The organism is Streptomyces sp. NPDC025806 (assembly GCF_055558275.1).
In genome coordinates, this window is sequence record NZ_JBVHMU010000009.1 from 322,412 (window position 1) to 335,449 (window position 13,038).

Annotated in this window: 16 protein-coding genes; 9 read left to right on the top strand and 7 right to left on the bottom strand. The window is 73.0% G+C overall.

From position 1 onward, the window contains the following. Positions 1 to 41: 41 nt before the first annotated feature. From ACZ4E1_RS22740 to ACZ4E1_RS22760, 5 genes are all read left to right on the top strand, one after another. Complete coding sequence (locus ACZ4E1_RS22740; protein ID WP_467541876.1) at positions 42 to 761, top strand: HNH endonuclease family protein; 720 nt, start codon at positions 42 to 44, stop codon at positions 759 to 761. Further along, positions 758 to 1,036, top strand: coding sequence for a hypothetical protein (locus ACZ4E1_RS22745; RefSeq protein WP_467541878.1), 279 nt, complete (start codon positions 758 to 760; stop codon positions 1,034 to 1,036). Before ACZ4E1_RS22740 ends, ACZ4E1_RS22745 begins: the two co-directional genes overlap by 4 nt. Positions 1,037 to 1,123: 87 nt before the next feature. Beyond that, a complete protein-coding gene (locus ACZ4E1_RS22750; RefSeq protein WP_467541880.1) occupies positions 1,124 to 1,243 on the top strand; it encodes a putative leader peptide in 120 nt (39 codons plus the stop codon). Between the two features lie 45 nt (positions 1,244 to 1,288). Next, positions 1,289 to 2,497, top strand: a complete 1,209-nt coding sequence (locus ACZ4E1_RS22755) for an LLM class flavin-dependent oxidoreductase (protein WP_467541883.1) — start codon at positions 1,289 to 1,291, stop codon at positions 2,495 to 2,497. Between the two features lie 21 nt (positions 2,498 to 2,518). Then, positions 2,519 to 3,889, top strand: a complete 1,371-nt coding sequence (locus ACZ4E1_RS22760) for an NtaA/DmoA family FMN-dependent monooxygenase (RefSeq protein WP_467541885.1) — start codon at positions 2,519 to 2,521, stop codon at positions 3,887 to 3,889. Positions 3,890 to 3,948: 59 nt separating this feature from the next. Here ACZ4E1_RS22760 and ACZ4E1_RS22765 read toward each other — a convergent pair whose 3' ends face one another. Then, positions 3,949 to 4,512, bottom strand: a complete 564-nt coding sequence (locus ACZ4E1_RS22765) for an NAD(P)H-dependent oxidoreductase (protein WP_467541887.1) — start codon at positions 4,510 to 4,512, stop codon at positions 3,949 to 3,951. Between the two features lie 107 nt (positions 4,513 to 4,619). On the opposite strand from ACZ4E1_RS22765, the gene ACZ4E1_RS22770 reads away from it, so the two are divergent. Next, a complete protein-coding gene (locus tag ACZ4E1_RS22770) occupies positions 4,620 to 5,252 on the top strand; it encodes a TetR/AcrR family transcriptional regulator (RefSeq protein WP_467541889.1) in 633 nt (210 codons plus the stop codon). Here ACZ4E1_RS22770 and ACZ4E1_RS22775 read toward each other — a convergent pair. Both ACZ4E1_RS22775 and ACZ4E1_RS22780 read right to left on the bottom strand, forming a co-directional pair. Then, positions 5,233 to 5,649: a hypothetical protein gene (locus ACZ4E1_RS22775; RefSeq protein ID WP_467541891.1), complete on the bottom strand. Its 417-nt coding sequence runs from the start codon at positions 5,647 to 5,649 to the stop codon at positions 5,233 to 5,235. The genes ACZ4E1_RS22770 and ACZ4E1_RS22775 overlap by 20 nt on opposite strands. Before the next feature lie 156 nt (positions 5,650 to 5,805). Next, a complete protein-coding gene (locus tag ACZ4E1_RS22780; protein WP_467541893.1) occupies positions 5,806 to 6,024 on the bottom strand; it encodes a hypothetical protein in 219 nt (72 codons plus the stop codon). A gap of 127 nt (positions 6,025 to 6,151) precedes the next feature. On the opposite strand from ACZ4E1_RS22780, the gene ACZ4E1_RS22785 reads away from it, so the two are divergent. Continuing rightward, positions 6,152 to 6,541, top strand: a complete 390-nt coding sequence (locus ACZ4E1_RS22785) for a VOC family protein (protein WP_467541895.1) — start codon at positions 6,152 to 6,154, stop codon at positions 6,539 to 6,541. Here the strand turns inward: ACZ4E1_RS22785 and ACZ4E1_RS22790 are convergent. Together ACZ4E1_RS22790 and ACZ4E1_RS22795 are read right to left on the bottom strand one after the other, a co-directional pair. Then, entirely contained in the window at positions 6,531 to 7,730 is a 1,200-nt protein-coding gene (locus ACZ4E1_RS22790) for an acyl-CoA dehydrogenase family protein (RefSeq protein ID WP_467541897.1), read from the bottom strand. The genes ACZ4E1_RS22785 and ACZ4E1_RS22790 overlap by 11 nt on opposite strands. A 40-nt stretch (positions 7,731 to 7,770) precedes the next feature. Continuing rightward, positions 7,771 to 9,330 carry an AMP-binding protein gene (locus ACZ4E1_RS22795; RefSeq protein WP_467541899.1) on the bottom strand — a complete coding sequence of 520 codons (1,560 nt, stop codon included), beginning with the start codon at positions 9,328 to 9,330 and terminating at the stop codon, positions 7,771 to 7,773. Positions 9,331 to 9,501: 171 nt separating this feature from the next. Between ACZ4E1_RS22795 and ACZ4E1_RS22800 the strand changes: the two genes are divergently transcribed. Further along, positions 9,502 to 10,122: a TetR/AcrR family transcriptional regulator gene (locus ACZ4E1_RS22800; RefSeq protein ID WP_467541901.1), complete on the top strand. Its 621-nt coding sequence runs from the start codon at positions 9,502 to 9,504 to the stop codon at positions 10,120 to 10,122. Here ACZ4E1_RS22800 and ACZ4E1_RS22805 read toward each other — a convergent pair. Further along, positions 10,065 to 11,435: an MFS transporter gene (locus tag ACZ4E1_RS22805; RefSeq protein ID WP_467541903.1), complete on the bottom strand. Its 1,371-nt coding sequence runs from the start codon at positions 11,433 to 11,435 to the stop codon at positions 10,065 to 10,067. The genes ACZ4E1_RS22800 and ACZ4E1_RS22805 overlap by 58 nt on opposite strands. Positions 11,436 to 11,661: 226 nt before the next feature. Between ACZ4E1_RS22805 and ACZ4E1_RS22810 the strand changes: the two genes are divergently transcribed. Beyond that, positions 11,662 to 12,027, top strand: coding sequence for a (2Fe-2S) ferredoxin domain-containing protein (locus tag ACZ4E1_RS22810; RefSeq protein WP_467541905.1), 366 nt, complete (start codon positions 11,662 to 11,664; stop codon positions 12,025 to 12,027). A gap of 3 nt (positions 12,028 to 12,030) precedes the next feature. Here ACZ4E1_RS22810 and meaB read toward each other — a convergent pair whose 3' ends face one another. Beyond that, positions 12,031 to 13,038 (bottom strand): methylmalonyl Co-A mutase-associated GTPase MeaB, encoded by a 1,008-nt coding sequence (gene meaB / locus ACZ4E1_RS22815; protein ID WP_467541907.1) that lies wholly within the window; start codon positions 13,036 to 13,038, stop codon positions 12,031 to 12,033.

Here is a 13,038-nt window from a genome sequence, read left to right on the forward strand (position 1 = left end):
CGCGGAGTACGGAGTTCGGCGGAAAAGGAAAAGGGCGGGTCATGGGGCGTCAGACGCGGTGGTGGAGTGCCGGATTGAGCCTGCTGGCCGTGCTCGCGGTGGGCGGCTGCGCGGCGCAGCAGGACGACGCGGACGGGGCGGCGACCCCGGCGGCCGGGGCGAGCGCCCCGCAGGAGAGCGGCGCGGCGGGCGCGCCCGAGGCCACCGGCACCCTGCCGGGCATGCCGACGGCCCAGCGGGCCCGGCAGCTGCTCACGACCCTGAAGGTGGGCCCGCACGGCTCGATGTCGGGCTACAGCCGGTCCAAGTTCCCGCACTGGGCCGAGCAGGGCGAGGACTGCAACACCCGGGAGACCGTGCTCGCCCGGGACGGCAAGGACGTCAAGAAGGACGCCGAGTGCCGCGCCGTGTCCGGCACCTGGGTCAGCGTCTACGACGACAAGACCTTCACGGAGGCGTCCGGCCTCGACATCGACCACACCGTGCCGCTCGCCAACGCCTGGCGCTCGGGCGCCTCGAAGTGGACCCAGGACGAGCGCAAGGCCTTCGCCAACGACCTGACACACCCGCAGCTCCTGTCGGTGTCCGCCGCGTCGAACCGCTCCAAGGGCGACCAGGGCCCCGACGAGTGGCAGCCGCCGGCCAAGTCCTACTGGTGCGCGTACGCCCGCTCGTGGACCGCGGTGAAGGCGACCTACGAGCTCACCGTCACCGAGGCCGAGAAGAACACCCTCACCGAGATGCTGGACACCTGCTCATGACGGCCGGTGCCGCGGACGACGGCCGGATGGTCAGCGCGATCGAGGCGGGCCCCGGCGGCGCGATGACCGACGAGGTCGGTGTCATCACCGGCGACGTCACGCTGGCCACCGTCCCGGTGGACGGTGGTCTGGCCCGCGTCGAGATCCAGTACACGGACGCCGACGAGTGGTACACGCTCACCGGCAGCCCGGTCCCCGTACCGCCGGACGGCCTCGCGGCCCTGCACGAGCGGCTCGTCGCACGCGTGGAGAGCGGCGGCGCCGCCCGGGCCTGAACGATTTCACGCTGCCGCAACGCACCACGGCCCCGAGTCCTGTTAGACATGACGGGAAGACCGGTCCGGGGGCGGAGGGGGAGACACGTGCGGCACGTCGACAGCGCGCCCGCGCCCCGCACGGTGAATCCCGGCCGGCGCGTCCGCCTGTACACCCGCCCGTACATCGACCTCCAGCGCGTGGCCGCCGCGCTCTGTCCTTCCTGAGCCGCACCCGGAACCCGAACTCCCGGACCTCAGGAAGGCACACCCGTGTCCTCAGCATCCTCCGCACCGCTGCACCTCGCCGTCGCGCTCGACGGCACCGGCTGGCACTCCGCGTCCTGGCGCGAGCCCGCCGCCCGGCCCCGCGAGCTGTTCACCGCCCGCTACTGGGCCGACCTCGTCACCGAGGCCGAGCGCGGGCTGCTCGACCTCGTCACCTTCGAGGACGGACTCGGCCTCCAGTCCAGCCACTTCCTGGAGCCGGACGACCGCACCGACCAGGTCCGTGGCCGCCTCGACGCGGTCCTGACCGCCGCGCGCGTCGCCCCGCTCACCCGGCACATCGGCCTCGTGCCGACGGCGGTGGTCACCCACACCGAGCCGTTCCACCTCTCCAAGGCCATCGCCACCCTCGACCACGTCAGCTCCGGCCGCGCCGGCGTCCGCGTGCAGATCACCGCCCGCCCCCACGAGGCCGCGCACTTCGGCCGCCGCACGATCGAGCCCATCGACGCCTACGACAGCCCGGCCGCCCAGGACCTCGTCACCGACCTGTTCGACGAGGCCGCCGACTACACCGAGGTGCTGCGCCGCCTCTGGGACAGCTGGGAGGACGGCGCCGAGATCAGGGACGCCGCCACCGGCCGCTTCATCGACCGGGACCGGCTGCACCCCATCGACTTCGAAGGCCGCCGGTTCAGCGTGCGCGGCCCGTCGATCACCCCGCGCCCGCCCCAGGGCCAGCCCGTCGTCACCGCCCTCGGCCACCAGACCGTCCCGTACCGGCTCATCGCCCGCCAGGCCGACATCGGCTACGTCACCGCGCACGACCCCGGGCAGGCACGGGCGATCGTCGCCGAGATCCGCGCCGAGCAGGAGACGGCGGGCCGCGCGGGCGAACCCCTGCACGTCTTCGGCGACATCGTCGTGCTCCTCGACGAGACGGAGCGCGCGGCCCGCGACCGGCTGGCCCGGCTCGACACCGCCGCCGGAGCCCCGTACGAGAGCGACGCCCCCGTCTTCACGGGCACGCCCGCCCAACTCGCCGACCTCCTCCAGGAGTTGCAGACCGCGGGCCTGTCCGGATTCCGGCTGCGGCCCGCCGTGCTCGGCCACGACCTGCCCGCGCTCACCCGCGGCCTCGTGCCCGAGCTCCAGCACCGCGGCGCCTTCCGCCGCGCCTACGAGGCCGACACCCTGCGCGGCCTGCTCGGGCTCGCCCGCCCGGCCAACCGCTACGCCACGACCGCCGCCTGAGCCGGACGGAGACCGCACGCCATGAGCAAGCCGCAGAAGCAGATCCATCTGGCCGCCCACTTCCCCGGCGTCAACAACACCACGGTGTGGAGCGACCCGCGGGCCGGCAGCCACATCGACTTCGGTTCCTTCACCCACTTCGCGCGCACCGCCGAACGCGCCAAGTTCGACTTCCTGTTCCTCGCCGAGGGCCTGAGGCTGCGCGAGCACGCGGGGGAGATCTACGACCTGGACGTCGTCGGCCGCCCCGACACCTTCACCGTCCTGGCCGCGCTCGCCGCCGTCACCGAACATCTCGGCCTGACCGGCACGATCAACTCCACCTTCAACGAGCCCTACGAGGTGGCCCGTCAGTTCGCGAGCCTCGACCATCTGACGGACGGCCGCGCCGCCTGGAACGTCGTCACCTCCTGGGACGCCTTCACCGGCGAGAACTTCCGGCGCGGCGGCTTCCTGCCCCAGGAGGAGCGGTACACGCGCGCCGCCGAGTTCCTCGCCACCGCGCACGAACTCTTCGACTCCTGGCGCGGCGACGAGATCCTCGCCGACCCGGCGACCGGGACCTTCCTGGGCGACGCCAAGGCCGGTGCGTTCGTGCACTCCGGCCGGCACTTCGACATCCAGGGCCGGTTCAACGTTCCGCGCTCGCCCCAGGGGCGCCCCGTGATCTTCCAGGCCGGGGACTCCGACGAGGGCCGCGAGTTCGCCGCGTCCGACGCCGACGCGATCTTCAGCCGGTACGCGACCCTGGAGGAGGGGCAGGCCTTCTACGCCGACGTCAAGCGGCGGCTCGCCCGGTACGGCCGCCGCCCCGAGCAGCTCAAGATCCTGCCTGCCGCGACCTTCGCGCTCGGCGACACCGACGCCGAGGCCGAGGAGCTGGCCCGCGAGGTGCGCCGGCAGCAGGTCAGCGGCGCCACCGCCCTGCGCCACCTGGAGTTCGTCTGGAACCGGGACCTGTCCGCGTACGACCCGGACGGCCCGCTGCCCGACATCGACCCGCTGGTCGGCGACGGGCACATCGCCGAGGGCCGGGCCCAGGTCCGCATGTACCGGGACCCGCTGGCCACCGCCCGCGAGTGGCGCGAGCGGGCCGCCGCGCACGGCTGGTCGATCCGCGACCTCGTCATCAACACCGGCAACCGGCAGAACTTCGTCGGTTCGCCGGAGACCGTCGCGCGGAGCATCGACACGCTCGTCCAGGCCGACGCCGCCGACGGATTCATCCTCGTACCGCACCTGACGCCCGGCGGACTCGACGACTTCGCCGACCGGGTCGTGCCGCTGCTCCAGGAGCGCGGCGTCTTCCGCACCGAGTACGAGGGACCGACGCTCCGCCACCACCTGGGCCTCGAACACCCCGACGGGTCCGGGACGGCGTCGGCCGTTTGAGCCTGCCGCGCACGAAAGAGCCCGGGCCGCGCGGCCCGGGCTCTTTCGGAGGGTGACGATCAGGCGGCGACGGCCTCACCGGCGTGGCCGTGCACGCGGGCGAGGACCTCGGTCAGCTGCGCGGCGACCTCGGCGTCGTCGACCGGGTGGGTCGAGGCGAAACGCTCCACCGAGCCCGGGATCGACAGCTTGACGTCCTCGAGCACGGTGCCGCCGGCGATGCCCACGGCCTTGCGGGCCTCGTCCTGCGCCCACACGCCGCCGTACTGGCCGTACGCGGTGCCGACCACGGCGACCGGCTTGCCGGTGAAGGCGCCCGCACCGAAGGGACGGGACAGCCAGTCGATGGCGTTCTTCAGGACGGCCGGGATGGTGCCGTTGTACTCGGGCGAGAAGAGCAGGAAGCCGTCCGCCTCACCGGCGGCGGCGCGCAGCGCGGCGGCCGCGGCGGGGACGCTGCCCTCGACGTCGATGTCCTCGTTGTAGAAGGGGATCTCGGCCAGGCCCTCGAAGAGCACGACCTCGGAGCCCTCGGGAGCGAGCTTGACGGCCGCCTCGGCGAGCTGGCGGTTGTGCGAACCGGCACGGAGGCTGCCGACGAGCGCGAGGATACGAACAGACATGGGGAGCTCCAAGATACTGAGGCTGGTCACCGAGCGATCGAAGATGCGGACCGGGGTCCGTTTAGATTTCTACCACCTAAGCGGACCGGGGTCCACTTCTCTGGGAAATGCTTTACGCTGAGTTCATGTCCAGCAGCCTCCCGCTCCAGATCGGCACGACCGCCGACGAGCCCTGTCTGCGCGCGGACGCCGCGCGGAACCGGGCGCGGCTGTTGGAGGCCGCCGCCCGCCTCGTCGCGGAGCGCGGCGCCGCCGCCGTCACCATGGAGGCGGTCGCCGCCGAGGCCTGCGTCGGCAAGGGCACGGTCTTCCGCCGCTTCGGCGACCGCGTCGGCCTGCTCACCGCCTTGCTCGACCACACGGCGACCCGGCTCCAGGCGGACCTGATGGGCGGCCCCCCGCCGCTCGGCCCCGGCGCCCCGCCCATCGAGCGGCTGCGCGCCTTCGGCCTGGAGGTGCTGCGCCGCTCCTCCGAGCAGCTGGAGCTCTTCCTCGCCGCGCAGGACGAGCCCACCCGCCGCGTCGGCCATCCCTCGCAGCGCGTCCTGACCCTGCACGCGAGGATCCTGCTGCGCGAGATCGACCCCGGCGCCGACCACGAGCTGCAGGCCCACGCCCTGCTCGGCTACCTCGACCCGGCCGTCATCCACTTCCTGACGAAGGAGCGCGGAATGCCGCTGGAGCGGCTGGAAGCGGGCTGGCTCGATCTCGTCGAGCGGATCAGCAGACCGGCCGCCTGAGCCGCCACCACGCTTCGATCCGGCCCGCCAGATGCGGGCACAACGGTCCCGCGGGGGGCAGCGCCACGCCCAGCCGGAGCCCGGCCGCGGCGAAGAAGCGTCGGCCTTGGCGCGACTGGACCGTCGTGGTCCACCGGTAGCCGGTCCCGGACCGCACGGCGGCCCGCACCAGTTCGAGCCCGATGCCCTCGCGCCGCGACATCTCGTCGACCCAGAGCGATCGCAGGCGCCCGGTCCGGCAGCGGCCGCAGACCCGGAAGCGGATCTCGCCGACCTCGGTGCCCGTGCCCGTCCGCGCCGAGACCCGGCGCTCGTCCTCGTCGCCCGGCCGGCTCTCGGCGCGCAGCACGATGCCGCCGTCACCTGCCGCCGGCGCCAGGCCCGTCCGTCCGAACATCACGGGCCTCCCGGTGGGCCGTCCTCGCGGTGTCGGCGCATCGTGTCACGGGCGCGCCGCCACGGGGAGGGGGTGCGGGCGGGTGCTTTCCGGCGCCCGGGAGCGCGCCGGGGGCGGACCGGACGCCGGGCGCCGGGCGCCGCCGGGAGGGGCCGGTCAGCGGCGCAGCGGGGTGAGCACGTCCAACGCGTACTCGAGGGCCTCCGGCTGCGTCGCCTCGCCGAGGAGGGGGAGCAGGGGCAGCACCGAGCAGCCGCGGTTGCCCTCGTCCTGGTGGTCGATCTCCCAGCGCAGATCGGGTTTGCCGGCCTGGGTGGTCGCCACCACGAACAGCGGCCGGGCACAGCCTTGGCACAGGTAGTGGTGGCGGTTCATGGCCTCCCTCTCCGCGGCAGGGGTCTCGGAAGGCCGATTCTCCGCCGCCGCGACCCGTCCTGCCTCAGGGGTGGGCTGAGTGGGGCGCGGCCCTTGCGCGGCACGGATCCCGTGAGACCCTGCCGCCATGATCGGAGAGCTGCAGTGCGTGGTCCTCGACTGCGCCGACGTCGAGGTGCTGTCCCGTTTCTACGCGGCGCTGCTGGGCGGCGAGGTGAACCGGCCGGACCGGCGCTGGGCCGTCGGGGACGACTGGGCGACCCTGCACACCGAGCGCGGCCTCGTCCTCGCCTTCCAGCGGGTCGCGGACCACCGACCGCCCCGCTGGCCGGACCCCGGGCACCCCGCCCAGTTCCACCTCGACGTGGACGTCCCCGACCTGGACCGGGCCCAGGCCCAGGTCCTGGAGCTGGGCGCGGAACTCCTCGACGCGGGCGAACCGGCACGGGGCTGGCGGGTGTTCGCCGACCCCGCGGGGCATCCGTTCTGTCTGCTGGGGCGCCCCGTCACTCCATGAAGGCGAGGCCGTGGGCGATCCCGTTGCGCTGGATCTCCGATGTGCCGGTCAGGACCCGGAACATGCGGATCTTGCGGAACAGGAACTCGATCTCGTGCCCCTGCGTCAGCCCCTCCTTGCCGTGGATCTGGACGGCCTGGTCGAGGATGCGGAACGCGGACTCGGCGACGAACAGCTTGCTCATGAACGCCTCGGTGCGCACCTCCTCGCCCCGGTCCAGGGCGGCGAGCGCCGCGTACGTCATGGACCGGGCCGCGTACAGCTCGGTGGCCATGTCGGCGACCTTGTGCTGCACGGACTGGAGGGTGAGCAGCGGCTGCCCGCCCGCGACCTTGCGGGTCCGGGTCCGCTCCAGGGTGAGGGCCAGGGCGCGGCGTGTCGCGCCGATGACGCTCGGGCAGTGCAGCAGGCGGTTGGTGGTGACGCGGCCGAGCGCGATCCGCATGCCCCGGCCCTCCTCGCCGAGCAGGTTCGCGGCGGGGACCCGGCAGTCGTCGAGCACGATGTCGCTCTCGATGTGCTCGCCCGACATCGGCGTGGCGCCCTCCGCGACCGTGCAGCCGGGGCTGTCGAGGTCGACGAGGAACGCGGAGAACGCCGGCTTCTCGCCCTCGGCCTCGCCGCCGCCCGCCATCCGCGCGACGACGATCGCGATGTCCGCGAACGGGCCCGCCGAGCTGAACACCTTGTGTCCGGTGAGCCGGTAGCCGTCCCCGTCCCGTACCGCCGTCGTCCGCATCGAGCGCACGTCGGACCCGGCGTCGGTCTCCGTGAGCGAGAAGCAGCAGGCCCGCTCGCCCCGGACGACCGGGAGCAGATAGCGCTCCAGCTGGTACGGGGTGGCGTGCCGCAGGATGTCGCCGGCGCGCAGCGGTCCGCCCATGTCGCCGAGCACGCTGTGCCCGAGGACTCGGCCGGAGGCGCCGACCTCCTCCTTCAGGGCGGCGAGCGCGGTGTGCGACAGGGCGCGGCCGCCGTACTCCTGGGGCAGGTGGATGCCGTAGAAGCCGAGCTCGCGGCTGCGCTTCCAGACGGGTTCGAGGTCGGCGCGGGTCAGCCGCGACGCGTGGGTGAAGCCGCTCTGCCGCTCGTACTCGGCGAGTTCGCCGTCGAGATAAGTGCGCAGGCGCTCGACCAGGTCGGCCAGTTCGGAGTCGTGCGCGTAGGAGGGGCGCAGGGAGAAGGTCATCGGTCGTTCCTCGGCAGGCTCAAGGGGTGGGGCGCGGGGGTCAGTTGACGCGGCGGGCGGCGTCGGCCCAGAACGGTTCGCGGACGGCCTTGCGGTCGAGCTTGCCGTTGCGGTTGTGGGGGAGCGCGGTGACGAAGTCGACGCTGCGGGGCTTCTTGAAGCGGTCGAGGCGGTCGGCGCAGAACGCGGTGATCTCGTCGGCGCTCGGCGCGTGCCCCGGCCGCGGCACGACGACGGCCTTGACAGCCTCGCCCCACTTCTCGTCCGGCACGCCGACGACGCAGGCCTCCTGGACCCCCGGGTGCTCGTAGAGGGCGGCCTCGACCTCGGTGCAGTAGATGTTGAAGCCACCCGAGATGATCATGTCCTTCTTGCGGTCGACGAGGAACACGTAGCCGTCCTCGCGCATCCAGGCAAGGTCGCCGGTGTGCACCCAGCCGCCCTTGAACGTCTCGGCGGACAGTTCCGGTTCGCGCCAGTACTCGCGAACGCAGTCCGGGCCGCGCACGATCAGCTCGCCGACCTCGCGCGGCGGCAGCGCCCGGCCGGCGTCGTCGACGATCCGCAGCTCGGAGTCGTAGACGGCGCGCCCGCAGGACTGGAGCAGTTCCGGGTCCTCGGCCAGGCCACGCGCGATCTCCCGGCTGCTGAGCGCGGCGACGGCGCTGGTGGTCTCGCCCAGGCCGTAGCCCTGCGCGACGACCGGCCCGAAGAGGGCGACGGCGTCCTTCAGCCGCTGCGGGGAGATGGGGGCGCCGCCGACGCGGACGCTGGTCAGACCGGACAGGTCGCGGCCGTCCGCGCCGGGGTGGGCGAGCACCATGTTGACCATGGCCGGCACCAGGAACGTCGTCGTGATCCGCTCCCGCTCCACGGTGTCCAGGAACGTCCCGGCGTCCCAGGCGGGCAGGACATGGGTCGCGGAGCCGGCGAAGACGTTGGCGAGCAGGGTCATGCCGGTCGCGTGGGTGATCGGGCCGCAGGCGAGGTAGCGGGAGTCCGGGCGCGGCCGGGACTCCTCGTTCATCAGCAGCTTGCGCATGTTGGCGAGCCGGTTGCCGAAGGTCTGCACCGCCGCCTTGAGGGTGCCGGTGGAGCCCGAGGTGAAGTTGAGGACGCAGGCGTCGTGCTCGTCGACGTCCACGAGGTCCGGCGCTCCCTCGGGCGCCTCGTCGAGCAGGGTGTCGTAGGCGAGTTCGGCGCCTGCGGTGCCGTCGAGGGAGACGGGGAGGCAGTCGGTGCCCGCCGCCTCGATCGCGGCCAGGGCGTCCTCGCGGTGCGCCGCGTCGAACACGAGGACGCGCACGGGGGCGTACTCCAGGATGTGTCCGATCTCGGTGCGGCCGAGCCGGGCGTTGATCGGGGCGCGCACCAACCCGGCCTTGTAGAGGGCGAATTCGACCTCCACCAGCTCGCCCCGGTTCCAGGCGAGCGAGGCGACCGCGTCGCCGGGGCGCAGTCCGCGGGCGAGCAGCGCCGCCGCGAGGCGGTCCGTGGCGCGGTCGAGCTCCGTGAAGGTCCAGGTGCGCTCGCCGCAGACGAGGGCGGTCGCGTCGGGCCAGTAGCGGGCGCTGCGGGTCAGGTACGTGCCGAGGTTCATCGACCGTCTCCTCCGGGGAAGTTCAGCGGGAAGCCGGATCTCAAACAATCAGGCCGTTACTGAACACATTGTTTGGTATCTACTGGACTGTCAAGAGGCATCTAGACTGTGCGCGACCACGACAGGGGCGACCACGACAGGGACGGCCCCGGCAGGGCGAAGGGGAGCGGCATGGCCGAGGACAGGCGCACCAGGCGTACCCGCCGGGCGCTGGGCGGGGCACTGGTGGAGCTGGTGCTGGAGCGCGGCTTCGGCGCGCTGACCGTCGAGGACATCACCGAGCGAGCCGATGTCGCGCGCGCCACCTTCTACGCCCACTTCAAGGGCAAGGACGACCTGTTCGCCCGCGTGACGAGGGATCTGCTCGACCAGCTCGCGCAGCGCCTCGACCCCGTGATGGCCGACAGCGCCGTCGGGTTCACCGGCAAGCCCGTCCTGGAGATGCTCCGGCACGTCGGCGACGAGCGCGACACCTACCGGGTGGTGCTGCGCGGCGAGGGCGACGGCAAGCCTCTCCAGATGTTCATGGAAGCCTGCTCGGCCTACGCCGCCCGGGAGTTCAAGGCCCGCGCCGAGCGCAACGACGTGCAGCCGCGCATCGACGCCGACCTCCTGGCCCGCGTCTGGGTCGGCGAACAGGTCGCCGTGCTGCGCTGGTGGGCCGAGCAGGACGCCCCGCCCATGCCGGCCGAGGAGGCCGTGCGCATGCTCCTCGACCTGGCCCTGCGTGGCCGTTACTGGGCCAGCGGCTTCTCCGGCCCGGACGGGCCCGCGCCCGACGGCGCCGCCTGACGGTACGCGGCGAGCCGCGCGGCGTCCCGGGTCGGACGGATGAGGAGGGCGGCGACGAGACCACAGGCGATCATCACCCCGGACGCCAGCGCGAAGGACCGCGCGTAGCCCGCCCCCGAGTCCAGGAAACGCCCCGTCAGAGCCGGCGCCAGCAGGGCCGGCAGCGTCCCCGTCGCCGCCACGATGCCGAACAGTGCGCCCCGCTGCGCGCCCGGCGCCACCGCCGCGACCGTCATGTAGTGCAGTGGGAACGCGATCGAGTGCGCCCCGAACGCGACCGCGATCAGGGCGATCCGCCCCGCACCCGGCGCCGCGAGGGGGATCAGAGCCATCGCCGCGCCCGCGCACAGCACCGCGACGCCCTGCGGTACGCCGCTCGACCAGCGCGGTGACACGCCGCGCCGGGTCAGCCGGTCGACCACCGGGGAGAGCGCGAGCAGGAGCAGGAAGCTCAGCCCGGACACGGCGCTGATCGTCGAGGCCGCCGCCCCGGGACTCATCGCCATCTCCGTCTGCAGGTACGAGGGCAGCCACGCCTGCCCGAGCGTCATCGCCCACTGCGCGCCGAACGCGCTCGCGACGCTGCCGACGACCGTCCCGCACAGCAGCAGTCGCCGGTACGGCACCCGCCCCCGCTCCTCGGGTTCCGTGCCGGCCGCGCTCGCCGACCCTCCTTCCGCGCGGTCGTACGGGCCGTCGTGGCCGAGGAACCACCACACGGCGCTCCAGGTCACGCTCACCACGGCGAGGGCGGCGAACGCGGAGCGCCAGCCGAACGAGGTGACCAGCCAGGTCACCAGCGGCGCGGCCACCACCGTCCCGAGCGCGGCCCCGCTGATCTGGAGCGCGGACGGCAGCCCGCGCCGCCCCACCGGGAACCACTTGTACAGGGCGTGCACCGACATCGGTGCGGCCGGACCCTCGGCGGCGCCCAGCAGCACCCGCCCCGCGACCAGGGCCGGCACCGCCGCGACGATCAGTACCGGCAGCTGGGCCACGCCCCACACCAGGCACATCACGAAGAGCAGCACCCGGCTGGAGATCCGGGACGAGAAGAAGCCGACCAGGAGCCCGGACAGGCTGAACAGCACCGAGTAGGAGCTGGAGATCAGCCCGTACGTGCCGTGGCCGATGTCCAGCTCCCGCATGATCGGCCCGGCCGCGAGGCCCAGGACCGACTTGTCGGCGAAGTTGACGATCATGAACGTGACGATCAGCGCGGTGACGGCCCAGGCGCGCCGCCGGTCGAACACCGGTGCCTCCAGGGAGTCCGGGGCGTCGAGTGCCGGTGGCGGGGATGGCTGGGAGGGCATGCGCGAACTCCTGAGGGGTGTGCCGAGTCAAGAGATGCTGGATCACGAGTTACTGGATCAAGAGTTCCTGAACAAGTCGTCTGCTAACGATTGAGTTGTTCGGCAACGTAACTCGCGGGACACCTCTGGTCAATGGGTTCGCCTCCGGAGCGGCACGCAGAACGGCCCCACCCGGGGGGTGGGGCCGGTTCAGGGGCCTGCCGGAGTGCCGAATAGCATGATCGGCATGGGAAAGCCGAAGAAGTCCGCAGCGCCGTGCCGGATCGTCGTGTGCCGCGACTGCTGCTGCGGCAGCCCCAAGGTCGCCGGTGACCACGCCGCCCAGCGGGCGCGGCTGCGGGAGGGGGCGCCCGTGCAGATCTCCCAGTGCCTCGACGTCTGCGACCAGGCCAACGTGATCGTCGTCCAGCCGTCGACCGAGGGCCGTGCCGCCGGAGGCCGTCCGGCCTGGTTCGGGCTCGTCAACGACGCGGAGGCGACCGAGGACATCCTCGCGTGGGTGCGGGCCGGCGGTCCGGGCATCGCGCCGTGCCCGGACATCCTCGACCTCTACGCGTTCAAGCCCTCACGCCGGGTCCGCGACGCCCTCTAGGCTCTACTCCGGCCGGTCCGTGGCGCGTTCGCCGTCGCGGAACGCGGCGAGCAGCCGCTCCGCCGCCACCGTCGCCGTCAACTCGCCCGCCCTGACCTGCTGTTCGAGGTCCGGCGACAGAGCCCGCACCGCCGGTGCCGCGTGGAGCCTTCCGAGGAGCTCGTCGCGGACCATCGCCCAGGTCCAGCCGACCTGCTGGTCCCGGCGCCGCTCCGCCAGCCGGCCCGTCGAGTCGAGCAGGGTCCGGTGATGTTCGAGCCGCTCCCACACCGTGTCCAGGCCCGTCGCCTCACGCGCGCTGCAGTGCAGCACGGGAGGCGTCCAGAAGGCGTCCTTGCCGTGCATCAGTCGTAGCGCGCCCGCCAGTTCACGGGCCGCCGCGCGGGCGTCCCGCTCGTGCGGACCGTCCGCCTTGTTCACGGCGATCACGTCGGCGAGCTCCAGCACGCCCTTCTTGATGCCCTGGAGGCCGTCGCCGGTCCGCGCCAGACTCAGCAGCAGGAACGTGTCGACCATGTCGGCGACCGCGGTCTCCGACTGCCCGACGCCGACCGTCTCCACGAGGATCACGTCGTACCCCGCGGCCTCCATGACCACCATGGACTCCCGGGTGGCCTTGGCGACGCCGCCGAGGGTGCCCGCACTGGGGGAGGGGCGCACGAAGGCGTTCGCGTCGACCGCGAGCCGCTCCATGCGCGTCTTGTCGCCCAGGATCGAACCACCGGTCCGTGTCGAGGACGGGTCGACGGCGAGCACCGCCACCCGGTGCCCGAGTCCGGTCAGCAGGGTGCCGAAGGCGTCGATGAACGTCGACTTGCCCACCCCCGGCACCCCGCTGATGCCGATGCGCCGCGACCGGCCGCTGTGCGGGAGCAGCCGGGTCAGCAACTCCTGCGCCAGCGCCCGGTGCTGAGGCCGCGTCGACTCCACCAGGGTGACGGCGCGGGCGACCAGCGCCCGCTTCCCGTCGAGGACACCCTTGACGTACGTGTCGAGATCGAGAGGCGCCAT

What these genes read in the sequence shown, in the direction of transcription:
- ACZ4E1_RS22795 (WP_467541899.1), bottom strand. Translation starts at nt 9,330, where the DNA reads ATGAACCTCGGCACGTACCTGACCCGCAGCGCCCGCTACTGGCCCGAC.
- ACZ4E1_RS22775 (WP_467541891.1), bottom strand. Translation starts at nt 5,649, where the DNA reads ATGTTCGGACGGACGGGCCTGGCGCCGGCGGCAGGTGACGGCGGCATC.
- ACZ4E1_RS22800 (WP_467541901.1), top strand. Translation starts at nt 9,502, where the DNA reads ATGGCCGAGGACAGGCGCACCAGGCGTACCCGCCGGGCGCTGGGCGGG.
- ACZ4E1_RS22810 (WP_467541905.1), top strand. Translation starts at nt 11,662, where the DNA reads ATGGGAAAGCCGAAGAAGTCCGCAGCGCCGTGCCGGATCGTCGTGTGC.
- ACZ4E1_RS22760 (WP_467541885.1), top strand. Translation starts at nt 2,519, where the DNA reads ATGAGCAAGCCGCAGAAGCAGATCCATCTGGCCGCCCACTTCCCCGGC.
- ACZ4E1_RS22785 (WP_467541895.1), top strand. Translation starts at nt 6,152, where the DNA reads ATGATCGGAGAGCTGCAGTGCGTGGTCCTCGACTGCGCCGACGTCGAG.
- ACZ4E1_RS22745 (WP_467541878.1), top strand. Translation starts at nt 758, where the DNA reads ATGACGGCCGGTGCCGCGGACGACGGCCGGATGGTCAGCGCGATCGAG.
- ACZ4E1_RS22740 (WP_467541876.1), top strand. Translation starts at nt 42, where the DNA reads ATGGGGCGTCAGACGCGGTGGTGGAGTGCCGGATTGAGCCTGCTGGCC.
- ACZ4E1_RS22780 (WP_467541893.1), bottom strand. Translation starts at nt 6,024, where the DNA reads ATGAACCGCCACCACTACCTGTGCCAAGGCTGTGCCCGGCCGCTGTTC.
- ACZ4E1_RS22790 (WP_467541897.1), bottom strand. Translation starts at nt 7,730, where the DNA reads ATGACCTTCTCCCTGCGCCCCTCCTACGCGCACGACTCCGAACTGGCC.
- ACZ4E1_RS22805 (WP_467541903.1), bottom strand. Translation starts at nt 11,435, where the DNA reads ATGCCCTCCCAGCCATCCCCGCCACCGGCACTCGACGCCCCGGACTCC.
- ACZ4E1_RS22770 (WP_467541889.1), top strand. Translation starts at nt 4,620, where the DNA reads ATGCTTTACGCTGAGTTCATGTCCAGCAGCCTCCCGCTCCAGATCGGC.
- meaB (WP_467541907.1), bottom strand. Translation starts at nt 13,038, where the DNA reads ATGGCGCCTCTCGATCTCGACACGTACGTCAAGGGTGTCCTCGACGGG.
- ACZ4E1_RS22765 (WP_467541887.1), bottom strand. Translation starts at nt 4,512, where the DNA reads ATGTCTGTTCGTATCCTCGCGCTCGTCGGCAGCCTCCGTGCCGGTTCG.